Genomic DNA, 18,469 nt, shown 5'->3' with positions numbered 1-18,469 from the left:
CGGCGCACTGACTCTACCGGCGGAGCGGTTGCGTCGGGGCCCCTGATAACAATAACTACGGAGTGGAGGTACCCATGAATCTCGATCTGCTGGTCGTGGTGTTTTACTTTCTGGTGATAGGCGCGGTGGGGTGGATGGGCATTCGCCGCGCCAATTCCAAAGAGGCGTATCTGGTGGCCGGGCGCAACCTGGGGCCGGGGCTGTATCTGGGCACGCTGTCGGCGGTGGTGCTCGGCGGTGCGTCGACCATCGGCAGCGTCAAACTCGGCTACACCTACGGTATCTCCGGCGTCTGGCTGTGCGGCGCGCTGGGGCTGGGCATCGTGGTGCTGAGCCTGGTGCTGGCCAAGCCGCTGCTCAAGCTGAAGCTGTATACCGTCAGCCAGGTGCTGTCGCGGCGCTATCACCCGGCGGCGCGGGTCACCAGCGGCGCGATCATGCTGGCGTATGACCTGATGGTGGCGGTGACCTCGATCATCGCCATCGGCAGCGTGATGCAGGTGATGTTCGGCCTGTCGTTCAGCGCATCCATTCTGCTCGGCGGCGGGCTGGTGGTGCTGTATTCGACGCTGGGCGGCATGTGGTCGCTGACGCTGACCGACATCATTCAGTTCATCATCATGACCGTCGGCATGATGCTGGTGCTGATGCCGATGAGCATCGTCAAGGCAGGCGGCTGGGAGGCGTTCACCAGCCTGCTGCCCGCAGGTTACTACCAGCTGTCGTCGATCGGGCTGGACACTATTCTGGTGTTCTTCCTGATCTACTTCTTCGGCATTCTGATCGGCCAGGACATTTGGCAGCGGGTGTTCACCGCCCGCAGCGCCAACGTGGCGCGCTTCGCCGGACTGGGAGCGGGCGTCTATTGCGTGCTGTACGGCGTGACCGGCGCGCTGATCGGCATGGCCGGCAAAATCGTGCTGCCGTCGCTCAGCAACACCGACGGCGCCTTCGCCGCCATCGCGCAGACGGTATTGCCGGTCGGCGTCAGCGGGCTGGTGGCTGCCGCGGCCCTGGCGGCGCTGATGTCCACCGCCAGCGCTTGTCTGCTGGCGTCCTCCACCATCGCGCTGGAGGACGTGCTGCCGGCCATCCGCCGTAAACCTTCCGGCGGGCTGGCCGCCGGGCGCATCACCACGCTTTTCATGGGCGCGGTCATGCTGGGGCTGGCGTTTGTGGTGCGCGACGTGCTGGCGGCGCTGACGCTGGCTTACAACCTGTTGGTGGGCGGCATGCTGATCCCGCTGGTGGGGGCGATCTTCTGGCCGCGCGCCACCAGCGCCGGGGCCATCGCCAGCATGCTGACCGGCAGTCTTTGTGTGGTGGGGCTGATGATCTGGCACGGCATCGACGCTAACAGCCCGATCTACGGCGGTCTGCTGGGCGGCGGCGTCGCCTTCGTGCTGGGCAGCCTGCTGAGCCGCCCGGCGCCGCAGCTGCAGACCCAAACCGAGCGTTGAGGCGCGATCCGGGCTTTTATCACGGCGCCTTTACTGATTTACTGAGGAGCAGGGCGCATCGCCGCCCTGTCGGTTTAACGGTGAGGGTAAGGAGAAGGTGAGTCATGGGTAAAATCAGCGTCGCATGCTGCCAGTTAGCGCTGCGGGTAGGGGAAGCAGAGCATAATCGGGCGCAGTCCGCTCAGGCGATCCGTCATGCGGCGCAGCGCGGCGCCAACGTCATCGTGTTGCCGGAGCTGGTGAACAGCGGTTATGTGTTGCGCGATAAGGCGGAGGCGCTGACGTTGGCCGAGACCGAAGACGGGCCCAGCCTCAGCTTGTGGTGTGCTCTGGCGCGTGAGTTGGATGTGGCGATCGTCGCCGGTTTCTGCGAGCGGCTGCCCGATGGCGGGGTGGCCAACAGCGCGGCATTGATCGATGCGCAGGGCGTGAGGGCGATTTATCGCAAGGCCCACCTGTGGCATGAGGAGAGCACGATCTTTACCCCCGGCGATCGGCCACCGCCGGTCGTCGAGACCCGCTTTGGCCGGTTGGCGGTGATGATCTGCTACGATCTTGAATTCCCCGAATGGGTGCGGCTGCCGGCGCTGGCCGGCGCTCAGCTGCTGTGCGCGCCGGTCAACTGGCCGCAGGCGCCGCGCCCGCAGGGCGAACGGTCGGCGGAGATGGTGAAGGCGCAGGCCAACGCCGCCGTCAATCGGCTGTTCATCGCGGTGTGCGATCGCTGCGAAACGGAGCGCGGCGTTGCGTGGATCGGCGGATCGGCGATCGTCGACGCCGATGGCTATCCGTTGACGCAAAGCCTGACAGGTGAAGGCATGGTGCTGGCATCGATGGATATCGGCGAGGCCGATGACAAGCGCATCGGCCGCTACAATCACGTACATCGCGATCGGCGGCCGCTGCTGTATTGAAGCGGCGGGGCGGTCGGCGGATCCGGCTGCCCCGCCGACCGTTTTTCCGGCGGGAAAATCCGCCGTTTTGGCGCTTACAGCCAGCCTGATTTCTTCAGCTTCTGATACAGGAAAATACAGCCGACGGCGGTCGCCCCCAGCGTGGCGTGATAGGCCCACGGGAATTTCAACTCCGGCATGTCGGCGAAGTTCATCCCGTACAGGCTGAAGATCACCGTCGGGATAGCCAAAATCGCCCCCCAACCCGCCAGCCGTTTCACCACTTCGTTTTGTTTGACCGTCACCAGCGCCAGATTGACGTGCATGGCGTTGGTCAGCATTTCGCGCATGTCGTCGATGTTGCTGACCACCTGATGCGCGTGATCCTGCACGTCGCGCACGTAGGCGCGCAGCTCTTTCGGGATCACTTCTTCGTGCAGACGGATCAGCTGGTTGCAGATTTCATCCATCGGCAGCGCGGCGTTGCGCAGCGCCAGCAGGTGGCGGCGCAGAGTATAGACGTTCTCGATCGCCGCCTGATCGAACTCCGACTGAAACATGTTGGCTTCGATGTTCTCGATGGTGCTCTCGAAGCGCGTTACCACGCTGCGGTAGTTATCCACCACGAAGTCCAACACCGAATAGAGGGCGAAGCCCGGCCCGCGGCACATCTGCTTGTGGTTCTCTTCCGCCTTGGCGCGGATCGGCGCGTAGCTGGGTGAGGCGCCGTGGCGCACCGTCACCAGAAAGTTTTTGCCGACGAAGAAGTGGGTTTCGCCGTATTCGATTTCGTCGTGCTCGCCCCACTGCGCGGTTTTCACCACGATGAACAGCGAGTCGCCGTAGGTCTCCAGCTTCGGCCGCTGGTGCGCGCACAGCGCGTCTTCGATCGCCAAATCGTGCAGGCCGAACTCCTCCTGCACCTTGCGCATAAATGCCGGCTCCGGCTGCCGCAACCCCAGCCAGACGAAGGTGTCCGGTTGTTTGACCACCTCGCTGATATCGTCGATGGTCACTTCGCCCAGCCGTTGGCCGGCTTTGTACGCCACACAGTTCACCACCATGCTTTTGCTGTCCATCTGTCCGTCCATTAATCAGTCAGGGTTTTGGTAAGAAAATAGCACTCATGTTCCACCGGATACTCTTTCAGCGTCATTTGCAGCTGATAGCCGAGCTTTTCGTAGAACGGTCGCGCCTGGAAGCTGAAGGTGTCGAGACGGGCGTAGCGGCAGCCGCGCGCCTGCGCCTCATGCTCGGCGGCGCGCATCAGCCGGCCGCCGAGGCCGCTGCCGCGCTGGGTATCCGCCACCCACAGCCACTCGACGCTCAGCCAGTTGCCCCAGGTTTCGGCGGTCAGCCCGCCGATCACCGTGCCGGCCTCGTCGCGCGCATAGACGCTGAGCGGCTTGCGGTGGCTGGCGTCGATATGCGGCAGGTTGTAAGCGCGCAGGCCTTGCCTGATCGCATCGAGGGTATGTTCGTCAATCGCGTCGGTAACGGTAATGTCCATTTTTCCTCCTGGGTTATGGATTAACTTAAGCACACTGCGGCTAAAAGGCAACCCGTTGAAATGTAATGCAAACGACCGCTTCTGCTGAGTGGGCTACACTAAACGGGTCATTTCATCTTCAGGAGGACGCCATGCCCCGATTGACTCTGCTGGCCGGTTTGCTGCTGTGCAGCGGCCTGCTGCACGCCGCGCCGACGGTCAGCCAATTGCAGGACGGCCTGGAACACCCATGGTCGCTGGCCTTCTTGCCGGCGGAACAAGGCCTGCTTATCACCGAACGGCCCGGCCGGCTGCGGCTGTGGCAGCAGGGCAATGGCCTGTCGCCGCCGATCGCCGGCGTGCCGCAGGTCTACGCCGAGGGGCAGGGCGGCCTGCTGGAGGTGTTGCCGGCGCCCGACTTCGCCGCCAGCCGCCGGGTATATCTCAGCTTCGCCGAACCGGGCGAGGGCGGCAAAGCCGGCACGGCGGTCGGCTATGGCCGCCTGAGCGACGACGGCGCGCGGCTGGAAAACTTTAAGGTGATCTTCCGTCAGCAACCCAAGCTGTCGGTCGGCAATCACTTTGGCGGCAAGCTGGCGTTCGATCGGCAGGGCTACCTGTTTATCGCGCTGGGCGAAAACAACCAGCGGCCGACGGCGCAGGAGACTGACAAACTGCAGGGCAAGCTGGTGCGGCTGACCGCCGAGGGCGCGGTACCGCCGGACAACCCCTGGGTCGGCCAGGCAGGTAAACGCCCGGAGGTTTGGTCTTACGGCCACCGCAATCCGCAAGGGTTGGCGCTGAATCCGTGGAGCGGCGCGATCTGGGAGCATGAACACGGTCCGCGCGGCGGCGATGAGCTCAATATCCCGCTGCCGGGTAAAAACTACGGCTGGCCGCTGGCCACCTATGGCATCAACTATTCCGGCCAGCCGATCCCGGAGGCCAAAGGAGAACGGGTGCCCGGCACCGAACAGCCGCTGCACTATTGGCGGGTTTCGCCCGGCCTCAGCGGCATGGCGTTTTATGACGGGCAGCGTTTCCCCGCCTGGCGGCATTCGCTGTTCATCGGCGCACTGGCGCAAAAGGCACTGATTCGCCTGACGCTGGAGGGGGACAAAGTGGTGGCGGAAGAGCGGCTGCTGGGCGATCGCGGCGAACGCATTCGCGAGGTGCGCAGCGGGCCGGACGGCTACCTGTATCTGCTGACGGACGAACGGGACGGCAAGCTGCTGAAGGTCGGGGCGTCGTAACGCCCCGCATGCGTCAGGTGAGTGCGCTCATCACGCCGCGCTGATAGGCCGGGCGTGCGCGCAGTTGCTGATACCAGCGCTCCATGTTCGGCCGCGGGCGGCGGGCGATCGGCATTTCGAACCAGGCGTAGGCGAAGCTGCCGAGCGGGATATCGCCGAAGCCGAACGCGTCGCCGGAGAGGTAAGGCTGGTGCGCCAGCGTCTGTTCAATGACGTCGAAGTGTTTTTCCAGCGTGGCGATCGCCGCTTCGATTTTCGCCATGTCGCGCAACTCTGGCGCGGTGCGGATCAGGCCCCAAAAGACGATGGTGAAGGCCGGAACGATGGTCGAGGTGGTCCAGTCCATCCATTTCTCGGCGGCGGCGCGCGCCTGCAGATCTTGCGGATAGAACGTCGCGTCGCCGAATTTCGCCGCCAGGTAGCGCACGATGGTGTTGGACTCCCACAGCACGAAGTCATCGTCCTGCAGTAACGGCACCAGGCCGTTCGGGTTCAGCGCGCGGTAACTCTCTTCGTTGACCTTGCCAAACGCCCCGCCGGCGTTGATGTGGGTATAGCTCAGCCCCAGTTCGGCGGCGCACCACAGCACCTTCCTGACGTTGTTCGAATTCTCACGACCCCAAATGGTCAGCATGGGATAACTCCGTTAGCGGATTAAAGACCCTTAATACCTACGCCACAATGCGCTTTTTGTCACACCGCAGGGCATTTTTTGTCTGCCGCTCAACGCTCCCAGCGGCACACTTCCCAGCCGTGCTCCGCCGCCAGCGCGCTCAGTTCACTGTCGGGATTGATCACCGTGGCGCTGTCGACGAATTGCAGCATCGCCTTGTCGTTGAGAGAGTCGCTGTAGCCGTGGCTGTGCTCGAACTTCAGGTGCGGGTGCTGCGCCAGCCAGTGCTGCAGGCGGATCACCTTGCCCTGCTGATAGGTCATGGTGCCGTAGGTGTTGCCGGTGAAGCGGCCGTCGCTGATTTCCACGCCGATCGCCAGCGCGTCGTCGGCGCCGAGCTGTTCGGCGATCGGCGCCACCAGGTGTTCGCCGGTGGCGGAGATCACCAGGATGCAGTCGCCGCGTTCGCGGTGCCACTGCAGGCGTTCACGGGCGGCGGGATAGACGCGCGGCAGGATGTCGCGCCGGATGTAGCGTTGCACCCAGCCGGCCACGGTTTGCACGCTCAGGCCGGTCAACGGCGCCAGCGTGGCCTGCATGTAGTCCTCCATCGACAGCTTGCCCTGATAATAGAGCTGCATCAGCTGCTGCTCCTGCAGTTCCAGCTCCGCCGGCGCGAACCCCTGGCCGACCAGCCAGCGGATCCACAGGCTGGCGCTGTCATCGTCAATCAGGGTTTCATCCAGGTCGAATAAGGCTAAATCCATCAGTATTTCTCCGGCAGGCAGGGTATGAGGTCGTTTACAGGATAGCGGATAGCGCACGTCGCCAGCCAGCGGCGTCGGCGAAATTGCGCAGAGCATAAGAAACATTGATGACGGTTTTGCGACAGTTTGTTGAACGTTTGCATAACTTAGAACGCAACAATATTGGCCGTCCCGGCGAGCGCGGTGGTAACTATGGGGCAAATGCAGCCACCCGCTGGGGAGGGTCAATGTTGATTATTCGCCTGTATGGCAGCCCGATCGTAATCGGGGAAGAAGAGGAACCGCATGATGACGCACCTGACGACGCTGAAGACGTTGCCGCTGCTGGATCTTTCGCAGCTTGACGGCGATGCGCGCCGGCGGCGCGCTTTTCTTGACGATTTGCGCGCGGCGGCGCGCGACGTCGGTTTCTTCTATCTGCGCGGTCACGGCGTGGACGGCGCGTTGAATGCGCGGTTGCAGCACGCCGCGCGACAATTTTTCGCTCTGCCGGAAGCCGACAAGCTGGCGGTGCAGATGGTGCATTCGCCGCACTTTCGCGGTTACAACCGGGCGGCGGCGGAACTCACGCGCGGGCAGCCTGACTGGCGCGAGCAGTTCGATATCGGCGCCGAACGCCCGGCGCTGACGCTGGCTGACGACACGCCGCGCTGGGCGCGTCTGCAGGGGCCAAACCAGTGGCCGGCGGCGCTGCCGGCGCTGAAACCGCTGCTGCTGGAGTGGCAACAGGCGATGACCGCCATGTCGCTGCGGCTGCTGCGCGCTTTCGCGCTGGCGCTGTCGCTGCCGGAGCAGGCTTTCGATCGCTTATACGGCGAGAAGCCCAACGAGCACATCAAACTGATCCGCTACCCGGGGCGGGAGGCCACCGCCAGCGCACAGGGCGTCGGCGCGCACAAGGACTCCGGTTTCCTCAGCTTCCTGCTGCAGGACGCGCAAAAAGGGCTGCAGGTGGAGGTCAGCGAGGGGCAGTGGATAGACGCACAGCCGCGTGAAGATACCTTCGTAGTGAACATCGGCGAGCTGCTGGAGCTGGCGACTAACGGCTATCTGCGCGCCACGGTGCACCGGGTGGAAACGCCGCCGGCGGGGAGTGACAGATTATCGATCGCGTTCTTCCTCGGCGCGCGTCTGGACGCGGTGGTGCCGCTGTATCAACTGCCGCCGCAGTTGGCGGCGCAGGCGCGCGGCCCGGCCAGCGATCCGCTCAATCCGCTGCTGCGCGACGTGGGGTATAACTACCTGAAAGGCCGCATCCGCTCTCACCCCGATGTGGCGCACCGTTTTTATCAGGACGTCATCGGCCTCTGAACGCCGGGCGTAAAAAAGCCCGGCGCGTCGGCCGGGCTGATCATGCGCTGATGCGGCGATTATTCCGCCAGCGCCTGCTGCAGATCGGCGATCAGATCTTCCACATCCTCAATCCCCACCGACAGGCGCACCAGCTGCGGCGTGATGCCGGTTGCCAGGCGCTGTTCCAGCGGAATGGAGGCGTGCGTCATGCTGAACGGCTGGCTGATCAGGCTTTCCACGCCGCCCAGGCTTTCCGCCAGGGTAAACAGGCGCGAACGCTGGATGACCCGGCGCGCATAGGCGTCGTCGCCTTTCAGCCGTACCGAGATCATGCCGCCGAAGCGCGCCATCTGGCGCGCCGCCAGTTCGTGCTGCGGGTGGCTCGGCAGGCCGGGATAGTAGACGTTTTCCACCTGCGGCTGGCTCTCCAGCCACTGGGCGATGCGCAGCGCGCTGTCGCTGTGGCGCTGCATGCGCAGCGCCAGGGTGCGGATGCCGCGCAGCGTCAGGAAGCTGCTGAACGGATCGAGAATGCCGCCGACCGCGTTTTGCAGGAAACCGAGCTGTTCCGCCAGCGCCGGGTTATCGCCCACCGCCGCGACGCCCGCCACCACGTCGGAGTGGCCGTTGAGGTATTTGGTGGCGGAGTGCACCACCACGTCAAAACCCAGATCCAGCGGGCGTTGCAGATACGGCGAGGCGAAGGTGTTGTCCGCCACGCTGATGAGCCGGTGCTTTTTGGCGATCGCGGCGATGGCGCTCAGATCCGCCAGCTTAAGCAGCGGGTTGGTCGGCGTTTCCACCCAGATCATTTTGGTGTCCGGCTCGATCGCCTGTTCCAGCCCGGCGAGATCCGCCGGCGCCACGTAGGTGACGCGCAGGCCGGCGGTGCGGCTGCGCACTTTTTCCAGCAGGCGATAGGTGCCGCCGTACAGGTCGTCCACCGCGATCAGGTGGCTGTCTTTATCGAGCAGCTCCAGCACCGTGGAGCAGGCCGCCAGGCCGGAGGCGAAGGCGTAACCGCGGCTGCCGCCTTCCAGTTCGGCGATGGCGCTTTCCAGCGCGGTGCGCGTCGGGTTGGCGCTGCGGGAGTATTCATAGCCGGTATGTTCACCCGGCGCCGGTTGGGCGTAGGTGGAGGTGGCGTAAATCGCCGGCATCACTGCGCCGGTCGCGTCCGGGGTGTAACCGGCGTGAACGGTCAACGTATCAAACTTGGCCATAATGGGTCCTTATTAACGTAATTTTTGGCGCCAGGCGTTAAGCACGTCTGTGCGGGTAATCAGGCCGAGGAAGCGCTCGCCGTCGAGCACCACCGCGACGTGGCCATGGTTGAAGGTGGCCTGTAATTCCTCGTAGCCGGCTTCCTTTTGCAGCGTATGAACCTGTTTGGTCATCGCGCTGCCGGCCGTCAGGCTGAAGTGGGCGGCGTCGGCCTGGACGGCGTTCAGCAGATCCCACTCATCGATCAGACCGACCACCCGATCGCCTTCCAGCACCGGTAGCTGCGAGATGTCGTACAGCCGCATGCGGGCGTGCACGATCGCCAACGTGTCGTCCGGCGCGGCGGAAACGGCGGCGCCCGCGTCGTGGCGGTAGGCGATCAGATCGCGCAGATCGCCGTGCTGTGGCTTGCTCAGCAGGCCCTGTTCCAGCATCCAGTGGTCGTTATACATTTTAGACAGGTATTTGTTGCCGCTGTCGCAGACGAAGGTCACTACCCGCTTGGGTTCGGTCTGTGCACGGCAATAACGCAATGCGGCGGCCAGCAGGGTGCCGGTGGACGATCCCGCCAGCACGCCTTCCTTGCGCAGCAACTCGCGCGCGGTGGTGAAGGCTTCGGTGTCGCCGATGCGGTAAGCGTTGCGCACCTGGTCAAAGTCGCTGAGCGGCGGGACGAAGTCTTCGCCGATGCCTTCCACCAGCCAACTGCCGGCTTCGCCGATATGGCCGTTGTCGAGATAGTCCGCCAGTATTGAACCCGCAGGGTCGGCCAGCACGAATTCCGTCTGCGGCGAAACCTCGGCGAAATAGCGGCTCAGCCCGCCCAGCGTGCCGCCGGAACCGACGCCGACCACGATGGCGTCCACGTCATGCTCCATCTGCCGCCACAGTTCGGGCGCGGTAGTGGTGGTATGGGCCGCCGGGTTGGCCGGGTTGTTGAACTGATCGATATAAAAGGCGCCGGGGATCTCTTCCGCCAGGCGTTTGGCGTAATCCTGGTAGTAAGCCGGATGCCCTTTGCCGACGTCCGAACGGGTCAGCAGCACTTCCACCCCCAGCGCGCGCAGGTGGAAGATCTTCTCGCGGCTCATCTTGTCCGGCACTACCAGCAGCAGCTTATAGCCTTTCAGCGCCGCCACCAGCGCCAATCCCAGGCCGGTATTGCCGGCGGTGGCTTCGATGATGGTGCCGCCCGGCTGCAGTTTGCCGTCGCGCTCGGCCTGCTCGATCATCGACAGCGCCACGCGGTCTTTGATCGAACCGCCGGGATTTTGGTTCTCCAGCTTGACGAACAGCCGGCACGGGCCGGTATCGAACTGGGTCAGTTCCAGCATCGGGGTATTGCCAATCATCTCGATGACGGAATGGGGGATCGCCATGACTCATCTCCAGGATTATTCGGTATAAAAGTCGTTGTGCGGATGATAGCGCTGAGGATAAGCGCTTTAAAAAGAACAAATAGCGGTTCTATATGCCATTATGGAATATATTAATCTTTTTTGGACGTATGGATGCGCAGATGTTTAGCGGTGCAGATGCTTGGCCGTGTAGCCGTGGATAGGTGCGAAAATGCGCGTCGCGATGCTTTTTTGAACGATAAGTGCGTGCCTGCGTACAGTTATGTAAAAATGCTGAAAATTCACGCTAAACCCTGCAAAAATAAGATAAATCACATAAACTCACAGCAAGGGCATTTTCGGTGCGTTGCGTTACCCGCTACGGGCGCCGCAAGGGGTTGCGGCCGACACGCGCGCACCGGGCCACTCTCGCTGGTTGGCTTAAAACGTGAACATGTTTGAAAGTTAACGCTATTTCAATGGTTTTGAATGGACACTCTGGCGACGTCATGATGAAAAAAAACTTATCCACTTCCCTGAAAAAACTGACCTTCAGCGTAGGCATCCTGTTGCTGGCCGCCCCGGCCGTACACGCGGCCGAGCCGCCGGCGCCGCCGCAGGTAGACGCCAAGGCCTTCATTCTGATGGATTACAACAGCGGCAAAGTGCTGACCGAAGGCAATGCCGACACCCGTCTCGATCCCGCCAGCCTGACCAAGATCATGTCCAGCTACGTGATCGGCCAGGCGATCAAGGCCGGCAAGATCAAGCCGGAAGACATGGTCACCGTCGGCAAAGACGCCTGGGCGCCCGGTAACCCGGCGCTGCGCGGCTCTTCGCTGATGTTCATCAAGCCGGGCGATCAGGTGCCGGTGCTGGAACTGAATAAGGGTATTGTGATCCAGTCCGGCAACGACGCCAGCATCGCGCTGGCGGACTACGTGGCGGGCAGCCAGGATTCGTTCGTCGGCCTGATGAACAACTACGCCAAATCCCTCGGCCTGCAGAATACCCACTTCCTGACGGTGCACGGTCTGGATGCGGAAGGGCAGTACAGCACCGCGCGCGACATGGCGCTGCTGAGCCAGGCGCTGATCCGCGACGTGCCGGACGAATACGCGCTACATAAAGAGAAAGAGTTCACCTTTAACAAGATCCGCCAGATTAACCGCAACCGTCTGCTGTGGAGCAGCAACCTGAACGTCGACGGCATCAAGACCGGTTACACCAGCGGCGCCGGCCACAACCTGGTGGCGTCCGCCACCGACGGCCCGATGCGTCTGATCTCGGTGGTTTTAGGCGCGCCGAGCGATCGCGTGCGCTTTAGCGAAAGCGAAAAGCTGCTGACCTGGGGCTTCCGTTTCTATGAAACCGCGACGCCGATCAAGGCCGATAAGCCGTTTGTCACCCAGAAAGTGTGGTTCGGCGACGTCAGCGAAGTGCCGCTCGGCGTGGCGAAAGACGCCTCGGTCACCATTCCGAAAGGGCAGATGAAAAACCTGAAGGCCAGCTACAAGCTGACCCAACCGACGCTGGAAGCGCCGCTGGCGAAAAACCAGGTGGTCGGCACCATCGATTTCCAGCTGGACGGCAAAACCATCGAACAGCACCCGCTGGTGGTGATGCAAGAGGTGAAAGAGGGCAACTTCTTCAGCCGCATCTGGGATATGGTGATGATGAAGCTGAGCCAGTGGTTCGGCGGGATCTTCGGCTGAATAGCCTGATGTGAGGAGCGCCCCGGCGCACCCTCCTCGACCAAGCCGCAACGGAGACGTTGCGGCTTTTTTTATTTTCAGTATCCGGCCGAAGCGGCGCTTTAAAAATAGTCCACCAGCATGGTGGCGCCGCTGGAGAAGTCGCCTTCCGCCAGGGTGACGGCGCTGTTTTTCACCGGCACTGCATCAAGCGTCGGCGGATTGGCGTAGTCGATGTTCAGCGGCGTATTGATGGCGAAGGCCTTACCGTTGGCCAACAGCTTGATGCCTAATCCAGTGACGCTGCTGGTCAACACGCTGTTGTCAAAGGCCGCCGCGCTGCCCATGATCTTCATTTTCAACTGGCGGCTGTTATCCAGAAACTCGCATTTGATGCTGTAATCGATGCGTTGCATATAGCGGCTGCCGTCGATGCGTTTGATGCCGACCTTGCCGAAGTCGATGTCGATGGTGCGCCCGTCGTTGATCACGCAAGGCGGAGGCGCCACCACGGTGGCGGTGATATTGACCTTGGTGCCCTGATCGGCGGCCTGAGCGGCCGAGCTAATCAATTCCAGCGCCAACAGCAGGGCGCAGCCCGTTTTTATCGTCATGTTCATTCTGGCTCCCGTCTCAAGGTGCGCTGAAGATCAGCGTGGCCGAGCCCGACAGCGGACCGGTGGCGATGCTGGTGTAAGGGACATTGTTCTTCACCGGCACAAAGGTGACGGTGTCGTTGCCCAGACCGTTGACGATGCGCGTTCTGAAGGCATTGTTGGGCTTTACCACCGCGCCGTTGTGTACCATGGCCACGCCGACGTTGGGGTTGGTGGTCTTGATAAAATCGCTGGAGAAGCCGCTGGCGTCGCTGACCATCCGGATCAGAATATCCTGCGTCGCACTCTGATCGTCGCACTGGTAGCTGAGCGCTTTGTCCTGTTTGATCTGGGCGTCGTTGGCGCTCTGGGTCAGGAAGTCCTGACGGATCTGACCAAAATCGACATTAATTTGCTGGCCGTTGTTGATGGTGCAACTGGTGGTGACGAAGTAGGCGTCGTTGTCGGCGATCAGGCGCCAGCGATAAACGCCGCACTGTGGGCAGCCCGGTTGATCGTTGGTCTGAATAAAGTTGATTTGACCGATGACGTCACCCTTATTCACCTTGATGTCCGGCGTTGGGAAACGGTTCAACACGATATAGACCCGGATGGCGACAGACTGGGTCTGCAAGCCGGTGAGGCTGAGTACGCTGATGCCGGCAGGCACAGGGGAGTTGTAGTCGCTGCCGTTGATGGTCGTGCCGCTGCCGATCGAGCCAAAAATCGCGCCGTTCATCGACAGCGCCGGGCTATCGGTTTTGAGATAGTCGTACCAGCTCGCGACGTCGTTTTTACAGGTGACCTGGCTGACGTTGACGATTTCGTTTTTGCCATAAGAAAGCTGTGGTCCGATGCGAACCCGGACGTCAACCGGCGTGGCCGATCCTCCCGGGGGAATAAGTCCGCCATCGGACGTGCGGCAAGTAAATGCGTTGGCGTTGCCAAACAGCAGGAAGAAAGAGAGTGCCAGGCAGCAACGTAAAAATAGCAGGGCTGTTTTTCTCACGATAATATCCCGATATATATAAATGGTGTGCGGCGTTACTCCGCAATGAAATATTGCCAATCAGGCCGGCTGGCCATATTTATTCCGTTAAAGGAGAGTGAGATGCATCTTTGTTGGGTATGCCGTTGTTATCGCCACCGTCCAGCAACGCGGTGGGATACCACCTCAACGAGTTGTTGATGGAGCCGTCCGTCACAATCACTTCTTGTCGGGCGACAAGATCCAATAACAGCCGTCGAGCCCGGTAAACGCCGACGTTGACGGCATTGGCCAGTTGCCGTGTCGAGAGCCACTGCTGCTGTGGCGGCGGCCCGGCGACGGGACATTGACGGGGCGATTGCGCGAATAATGTTTGCAGCAGATCGTGCTGCAATTGCCGTATTTCCTTTTGTTTCGGAGATAACGCTTCCATAGCACTTCCTCTGTATTCCGATTGCCGTATTCCTAAGAAAAAACAAACATTCGCCGTCTACCAACAACGAGGTAAAACGCGAACAAAGAAAATTCCTATCTATTTATCAGGATTGAAAAAAAAGGCGTTGCCCGCCCCGTTTTTACCTATGTTCAGGCAGGGGTGGCGTCACGCAGAAACCTAAAATTTTGGTTTATTATATTCACAAAGCGCCACTTTGCGATCTGATTACTTGTGAATCTCGCAAAAACAGGATATTGCTCTATAAAAGTATTTTTTACGATCTATGAGCCTAAAAATAACAGTAAATTAACTTTAATTAGGAAATAAATTGCGAATGTTCGCCTTGATCAAAAAAAGCCTTTTTTTGCTGAGAGGCATTTGCCAGAATATTCATCGCCGGACAAGAAGGGCGGATTAGAAAGTATTGGCCCCTGATCGTTGTGATTTCGTTTATTTTTATAGGGCGAATTCATTAATGGATGGGCCGCTGCAGACTTGCCGTTATCGACTTTTTATTGTCGGTGCCTTTGGGTTTTGGCAGTTAACCAACTAGCAAGATGCTAAAGAATCAGGGCTGCGCATATATAAGCGCGAGCAGGCTTCCTGTTGCTCTTTTTCTTGATTGGAATATGCATTTTTTCTTATAAGGAATATAGGTTCTATGAAACTTAACAAAATCATGATGGCTGCAGTGATTGCATTTGGCGCAAGTTCTTTTGCACAGGCAGCCGATCAGGGACACGGTAAGGTCACCTTCACGGGCTCTATTATTGATGCGCCATGCTCTATTGCGCCTGAGTCGATCGATCAGACCGTAGATCTGGGCCAGGTGTCCAACGTGGCGTTGAAAAACGGCGGCAAATCCAACCCGCGTCCGTTTGAAATCAAGCTGGAGCAGTGCGACATCACCACGCTGAAAACCGTTAAAACCACCTTCAGCGGCGTAGCATCGTCTACCGATAAGGATCTATTGGGCATCGCGGGCACCGCCAGCGGCGCCGGCGTCGCTATCTCTTACAACGGCCAGCCGATCAAACTGGGTGAAGCGACTACCGCGCAGACTCTGAACACCGGCAACAATACCCTGCATTTCGCCGCCTACCTGCAGGGCGAAGGCGCTTCTGCCGCCATCGTTCCGGGTGACTTCACCGCCGTAGCCGATTTCACCCTGGCTTATCAGTAAGTGAGTCCGAAGGCTTAATCAACCAGGCATGGGGCACGCCGCATGCCTGGTGACTCTCTGTGTCAAAGGAATGTCGCGATGTTTTTTTCAAGGAATCGGGCGGGTGCCGTTCTTTTGGCGTCGTTGGCGTTTGCGCCCGGCTATGCAACTTCCGCCGCGCAGGGGGGGGGCAAAGTCAGCATGCACGGCGCCATTATCGACACCGCCTGCGCCATTGCCGCCGGCAGCCGCGATCAGACGATCGATATGGACACGCTTCCTCTCGGGCAGATCATTCGTGACGGCCAGGGGATGACCAAACCTTTCAGTATTGAATTGGTCAACTGCATTTTGGAACGGCCGGAAAACAAACCTGATTGGAAATTCTTTCAGGTTACGTTTGATGGTTATGCGGAAGGCGCTCTGTTTGGCGTACAGGGCGAGGCGCGCGGCGTCGCATTGAAGATAAAAGACAGCAACGGCACGCCGGTTATTCCAGGGAAACCCTTACCGATGGAAGGAATAATACCGGGAAATAGAGTGCTGAATTATTCCATGACGTTGATGCCGAATCATCAGCCGTTGAAGGCGGGAGCGTATTATTCCACAGTGCGTTTTAAGCTGGATTATTTTTGATTTTTTCTCGTACTGACGGTTAATTCGTTATTGAAAGGACTTTTATTATGCTTTCACCGGCAGGGAAGTTATTTCGTCTTCAAGCTTTGGGGCTCTGTGTTGCCCTTTCTCTGGGAAATCCGATTGCGTTGGTCTATGCCGCCGACGTTATTCAATTCAATACTGACGTCTTGGACATCAACGATCGTAAAAATATCGATCTGAGCCAATTTACGCGCAGCGGCTACATCATGCCGGGCGTTTATACCATGGTGGTGCACGTCAATAAGAACGATCTGGCGGAACAGCCGGTGACGTTTATGGCGCCCGAGAACGATCCTAAAGGCAGCGAAGCCTGTCTTTCGCCGGAGTTGGTCAACCAACTGGGGCTGAAAGAAAAACTGTTAAGTACGCTGAACTGGACGCACGGCGGCCGTTGCCTTGACGCCTCCAGCCTGGCAGGGATGGAAGCCCGCGGCGATCTTGCCAGCTCCTCGCTGTACCTCAACATTCCTCAGGCCTATCTGGAATACAGCTCGGAAAACTGGGACCCGCCTTCGCGCTGGGATGACGGTATTCCCGGGCTGCTGTTTGACTATAACGTCAATGCTCAAACACAAAAACATCAGAAAGGCGGCAGCAGTTACAGCCTGAGCGGCAACGGCACCGGCGGCGCCAATCTGGGCGCCTGGCGCCTGCGCGCCGACTGGCAGGCTAATCTCAGCCATCAGACCGGTTCTTCTCAGTCGACCGACAAACAGTTCGACTGGAGCCGCTATTACGCCTACCGGGCTATTCCGGCGCTGCGCTCGCGGCTGACGATGGGGGAGGATTATCTGAACTCCGACATTTTCGACAGCCTGCGCTTTACCGGCGTCAGTCTGCGATCCGACGACAGCATGTTGCCGCCCAACCTGCGCGGCTATGCGCCGGAAGTGACGGGCGTGGCGAAAACCAACGCCAAGGTGGTGGTCAGCCAACAGGGGCGCGTGCTGTATGAGACGCAGGTGGCGGCGGGGCCATTCCGCATTCAGGACATCAACGACGCCGTTTCCGGCGAGCTGGACGTGCGCGTCGAAGAGCAGGACGGCAGCGTGCAGGCGTTCAAGATGAACACCGCCAACATTCCTTACCTGACGCGCCCGGGCACGGTGCGTTACAAGCTGGCGACGGGCAAGCCGTCGGAGTGGGGGCACCACCTGCGCGGGCCGATGTTCGGCACCGGCGAGTTCTCCTGGGGCATCAGCAACGGCTGGTCGCTGTACGGCGGGGGGATCGCCGGCGGCGATTACAACGCGCTGTCGCTGGGGATCGGGCGCGATCTGATGGCGCTGGGGGCGCTGTCGTTCGATGCCACGCAGTCGCGTGCGCGCTTGCCGCAGGAGGGCGCTCTGACCGGCGGTTCGTACCGGTTGAGCTATTCGAAGAACTTCGACCAGTACGACAGCCAGATCACTTTCGCCGGCTACCGCTTCTCCCAGGAGGACTTCATGAGCATGGGGGACTACCTCGATGCGCGTTACGAAGGGGGACGCAGCGGCAAGAGCAAGGAGATGTACACCATCACCTTCAACAAACAGTTCCGCGATCTGGGGCTCAGCACCTATCTCAACTACAGCCACCAAACCTACTGGGATCGGGCGCCGAACGATCGTTACAACCTGATGGTATCGCGCTACTTCGATATCGGCGATTTCAAGAACGTCAGCGTATCGCTGTCGGCCTATCGCAACCGTTACAACGAGCGCAATGACGACGGGATGTACCTGTCGCTGTCGCTGCCCTGGGGCAGCGCCGGGACGCTCAGTTACAACATGACGCTCGATCGCGAAGAGAACGCCCATCGGGTCGGTTACTACAACCGGGTCGATGAACACAACAACTATCAGATCAGCGCCGGCGCCGCACGCAGCGGGGCGACGGCCAGCGGCTATTACAGCCATCAGGGCGATATGGCGCAGATCAACGCCAATGCCAGCTACCAGGCCGGCCGTTACAGCGCCGTCGGCATCGGCGCGCAGGGCGGCCTGACGATGGCGGCGGAAGGGGCGGTGCTGCACCGGGTCAATACGCCGGGCGGCACGCGCTTGCTGCTGGATACCGAAGGCGTCGCCGGCGTGCCGGTGCGCGGCTACGGCAGTACGGTGCTGACCAACCGTTACGGCAAAGCGGTGGTGGCGGATGTAAACAGCTACTACCGCAATAAGGCCAGCATCGATCTCAATAGCCTGAGCGACAACGTCGAGGCGACGCGTTCCGTGGTGCAGGCCACGTTGACCGAGGGGGCCATCGGCTACCGCAAGTTTGAGGTGATAGCCGGCGAGAAGGCGATGGCGATCGTCAAACTGGCGGACGGCAGCGAGCCGCCGTTCGGCGCCACGGTGCTGAATGCCCGCAAACAGGAGACCGGCATCATCAATGACGGCGGCAGCGTTTACCTGTCCGGCCTCAACCCCGGCGAGCGCATGCGCGTGCATTGGAACGGCGCGGCGCAGTGTGAAATCCAGTTGCCGGCGCCGCTGCCGGCCGAAATGCTGATGAACACGCTGCTGCTGCCTTGCCGTCCTCTGGCCGGCAACAAGCCGGCGGCTGACGCCAACTGACTTACACCCGGCGGAGTGCGCTCCGCCGCTAAACCGCCGGGGCGGG

At 60.7% G+C, this 18,469-nt stretch carries 18 protein-coding genes; 9 read left to right on the top strand and 9 right to left on the bottom strand.

Annotation, left to right across the window (positions count from 1 at the left end; translation table 11 throughout):
* Positions 1-74 precede the first annotated feature (74 nt).
* Both JL05_RS20415 and JL05_RS20410 read left to right on the top strand, forming a co-directional pair.
* Complete coding sequence (locus JL05_RS20415; RefSeq protein WP_033633493.1) at positions 75-1,460, top strand: sodium:solute symporter family protein; 1,386 nt, start codon at positions 75-77, stop codon at positions 1,458-1,460.
* A gap of 104 nt (positions 1,461-1,564) precedes the next feature.
* Complete coding sequence (locus JL05_RS20410; protein ID WP_033633492.1) at positions 1,565-2,374, top strand: nitrilase family protein; 810 nt, start codon at positions 1,565-1,567, stop codon at positions 2,372-2,374.
* A 74-nt stretch (positions 2,375-2,448) separates the two neighbouring features.
* Here JL05_RS20410 and JL05_RS20405 read toward each other — a convergent pair whose 3' ends face one another.
* On the bottom strand, positions 2,449-3,432 hold the full coding sequence (locus JL05_RS20405) for a magnesium and cobalt transport protein CorA (protein ID WP_015377262.1): 984 nt from the start codon (positions 3,430-3,432) through the stop codon (positions 2,449-2,451).
* A gap of 11 nt (positions 3,433-3,443) precedes the next feature.
* Positions 3,444-3,863 (bottom strand): GNAT family N-acetyltransferase, encoded by a 420-nt coding sequence (locus JL05_RS20400; protein ID WP_016928392.1) that lies wholly within the window; start codon positions 3,861-3,863, stop codon positions 3,444-3,446.
* A 131-nt stretch (positions 3,864-3,994) separates the two neighbouring features.
* On the opposite strand from JL05_RS20400, the gene JL05_RS20395 reads away from it, so the two are divergent.
* A complete protein-coding gene (locus JL05_RS20395) occupies positions 3,995-5,095 on the top strand; it encodes a PQQ-dependent sugar dehydrogenase (RefSeq protein WP_033633491.1) in 1,101 nt (366 codons plus the stop codon).
* Between the two features lie 13 nt (positions 5,096-5,108).
* Here the strand turns inward: JL05_RS20395 and JL05_RS20390 are convergent, their stop codons facing one another.
* Positions 5,109-5,729 carry a glutathione S-transferase family protein gene (locus JL05_RS20390; protein ID WP_004938761.1) on the bottom strand — a complete coding sequence of 207 codons (621 nt, stop codon included), beginning with the start codon at positions 5,727-5,729 and terminating at the stop codon, positions 5,109-5,111.
* Positions 5,730-5,818: 89 nt separating this feature from the next.
* Entirely contained in the window at positions 5,819-6,475 is a 657-nt protein-coding gene (locus JL05_RS20385) for an HAD family hydrolase (RefSeq protein ID WP_004938759.1), read from the bottom strand.
* A 107-nt stretch (positions 6,476-6,582) separates the two neighbouring features.
* Between JL05_RS20385 and JL05_RS25550 the strand changes: the two genes are divergently transcribed.
* The gene (locus JL05_RS25550) at positions 6,583-6,819 is read left to right on the top strand and encodes a hypothetical protein (protein WP_103085749.1); all 237 of its coding nucleotides are present in this window, start codon (positions 6,583-6,585) and stop codon (positions 6,817-6,819) included.
* Complete coding sequence (locus JL05_RS20380) at positions 6,764-7,786, top strand: isopenicillin N synthase family dioxygenase (RefSeq protein ID WP_033633490.1); 1,023 nt, start codon at positions 6,764-6,766, stop codon at positions 7,784-7,786. Before JL05_RS25550 ends, JL05_RS20380 begins: the two co-directional genes overlap by 56 nt.
* A gap of 59 nt (positions 7,787-7,845) precedes the next feature.
* Here the strand turns inward: JL05_RS20380 and JL05_RS20375 are convergent, their stop codons facing one another.
* Positions 7,846-8,991 carry a trans-sulfuration enzyme family protein gene (locus JL05_RS20375; RefSeq protein ID WP_033633489.1) on the bottom strand — a complete coding sequence of 382 codons (1,146 nt, stop codon included), beginning with the start codon at positions 8,989-8,991 and terminating at the stop codon, positions 7,846-7,848.
* Between the two features lie 12 nt (positions 8,992-9,003).
* Positions 9,004-10,371, bottom strand: a complete 1,368-nt coding sequence (locus JL05_RS20370; RefSeq protein WP_033633488.1) for a pyridoxal-phosphate dependent enzyme — start codon at positions 10,369-10,371, stop codon at positions 9,004-9,006.
* 467 nt (positions 10,372-10,838) lie between these two features.
* Between JL05_RS20370 and JL05_RS20365 the strand changes: the two genes are divergently transcribed.
* The gene (locus JL05_RS20365; RefSeq protein WP_033633487.1) at positions 10,839-12,044 is read left to right on the top strand and encodes a serine hydrolase; all 1,206 of its coding nucleotides are present in this window, start codon (positions 10,839-10,841) and stop codon (positions 12,042-12,044) included.
* Positions 12,045-12,145: 101 nt separating this feature from the next.
* On the opposite strand, the gene JL05_RS20360 is transcribed toward JL05_RS20365, so the two are convergent.
* From JL05_RS20360 to JL05_RS20350, 3 genes are all read right to left on the bottom strand, one after another.
* Positions 12,146-12,637, bottom strand: coding sequence for a fimbrial protein (locus JL05_RS20360; protein ID WP_226772988.1), 492 nt, complete (start codon positions 12,635-12,637; stop codon positions 12,146-12,148).
* Positions 12,638-12,656: 19 nt separating this feature from the next.
* Positions 12,657-13,628: a fimbrial protein gene (locus JL05_RS20355; RefSeq protein ID WP_223524044.1), complete on the bottom strand. Its 972-nt coding sequence runs from the start codon at positions 13,626-13,628 to the stop codon at positions 12,657-12,659.
* 79 nt (positions 13,629-13,707) lie between these two features.
* Positions 13,708-14,040 carry a hypothetical protein gene (locus JL05_RS20350; RefSeq protein WP_025302211.1) on the bottom strand — a complete coding sequence of 111 codons (333 nt, stop codon included), beginning with the start codon at positions 14,038-14,040 and terminating at the stop codon, positions 13,708-13,710.
* Positions 14,041-14,704: 664 nt separating this feature from the next.
* On the opposite strand from JL05_RS20350, the gene JL05_RS20345 reads away from it, so the two are divergent.
* From JL05_RS20345 to JL05_RS20335, 3 genes are all read left to right on the top strand, one after another.
* Positions 14,705-15,226, top strand: coding sequence for a fimbrial protein (locus JL05_RS20345; RefSeq protein WP_025302212.1), 522 nt, complete (start codon positions 14,705-14,707; stop codon positions 15,224-15,226).
* 78 nt (positions 15,227-15,304) lie between these two features.
* Complete coding sequence (locus JL05_RS20340) at positions 15,305-15,841, top strand: fimbrial protein (protein ID WP_033633485.1); 537 nt, start codon at positions 15,305-15,307, stop codon at positions 15,839-15,841.
* A gap of 47 nt (positions 15,842-15,888) precedes the next feature.
* On the top strand, positions 15,889-18,423 hold the full coding sequence (locus tag JL05_RS20335) for an outer membrane usher protein (protein WP_074469398.1): 2,535 nt from the start codon (positions 15,889-15,891) through the stop codon (positions 18,421-18,423).
* Positions 18,424-18,469 lie beyond the last annotated feature (46 nt).

The organism is Serratia nematodiphila DZ0503SBS1 (assembly GCF_000738675.1).
In the GTDB taxonomy this organism is placed as follows: Bacteria; Pseudomonadota; Gammaproteobacteria; order Enterobacterales; family Enterobacteriaceae; genus Serratia; species Serratia nematodiphila.
The sequence above is the reverse complement of the archived record's forward strand: the minus strand, read 5'-3'. Positions and strand labels throughout refer to the sequence as shown.

Bases quoted from the DNA above. Each gene is read 5' to 3' on its own strand.
- JL05_RS20380 (WP_033633490.1), top strand. From the start codon at position 6,764: ATGACGCACCTGACGACGCTGAAGACGTTGCCGCTGCTGGATCTTTCG.
- JL05_RS25550 (WP_103085749.1), top strand. From the start codon at position 6,583: ATGACGGTTTTGCGACAGTTTGTTGAACGTTTGCATAACTTAGAACGC.
- JL05_RS20405 (WP_015377262.1), bottom strand. From the start codon at position 3,432: ATGGACAGCAAAAGCATGGTGGTGAACTGTGTGGCGTACAAAGCCGGC.
- JL05_RS20375 (WP_033633489.1), bottom strand. From the start codon at position 8,991: ATGGCCAAGTTTGATACGTTGACCGTTCACGCCGGTTACACCCCGGAC.
- JL05_RS20335 (WP_074469398.1), top strand. From the start codon at position 15,889: ATGCTTTCACCGGCAGGGAAGTTATTTCGTCTTCAAGCTTTGGGGCTC.
- JL05_RS20390 (WP_004938761.1), bottom strand. From the start codon at position 5,729: ATGCTGACCATTTGGGGTCGTGAGAATTCGAACAACGTCAGGAAGGTG.
- JL05_RS20385 (WP_004938759.1), bottom strand. From the start codon at position 6,475: ATGGATTTAGCCTTATTCGACCTGGATGAAACCCTGATTGACGATGAC.
- JL05_RS20415 (WP_033633493.1), top strand. From the start codon at position 75: ATGAATCTCGATCTGCTGGTCGTGGTGTTTTACTTTCTGGTGATAGGC.
- JL05_RS20365 (WP_033633487.1), top strand. From the start codon at position 10,839: ATGATGAAAAAAAACTTATCCACTTCCCTGAAAAAACTGACCTTCAGC.
- JL05_RS20395 (WP_033633491.1), top strand. From the start codon at position 3,995: ATGCCCCGATTGACTCTGCTGGCCGGTTTGCTGCTGTGCAGCGGCCTG.
- JL05_RS20340 (WP_033633485.1), top strand. From the start codon at position 15,305: ATGTTTTTTTCAAGGAATCGGGCGGGTGCCGTTCTTTTGGCGTCGTTG.
- JL05_RS20400 (WP_016928392.1), bottom strand. From the start codon at position 3,863: ATGGACATTACCGTTACCGACGCGATTGACGAACATACCCTCGATGCG.
- JL05_RS20370 (WP_033633488.1), bottom strand. From the start codon at position 10,371: ATGGCGATCCCCCATTCCGTCATCGAGATGATTGGCAATACCCCGATG.
- JL05_RS20350 (WP_025302211.1), bottom strand. From the start codon at position 14,040: ATGGAAGCGTTATCTCCGAAACAAAAGGAAATACGGCAATTGCAGCAC.
- JL05_RS20410 (WP_033633492.1), top strand. From the start codon at position 1,565: ATGGGTAAAATCAGCGTCGCATGCTGCCAGTTAGCGCTGCGGGTAGGG.
- JL05_RS20345 (WP_025302212.1), top strand. From the start codon at position 14,705: ATGAAACTTAACAAAATCATGATGGCTGCAGTGATTGCATTTGGCGCA.
- JL05_RS20360 (WP_226772988.1), bottom strand. From the start codon at position 12,637: ATGACGATAAAAACGGGCTGCGCCCTGCTGTTGGCGCTGGAATTGATT.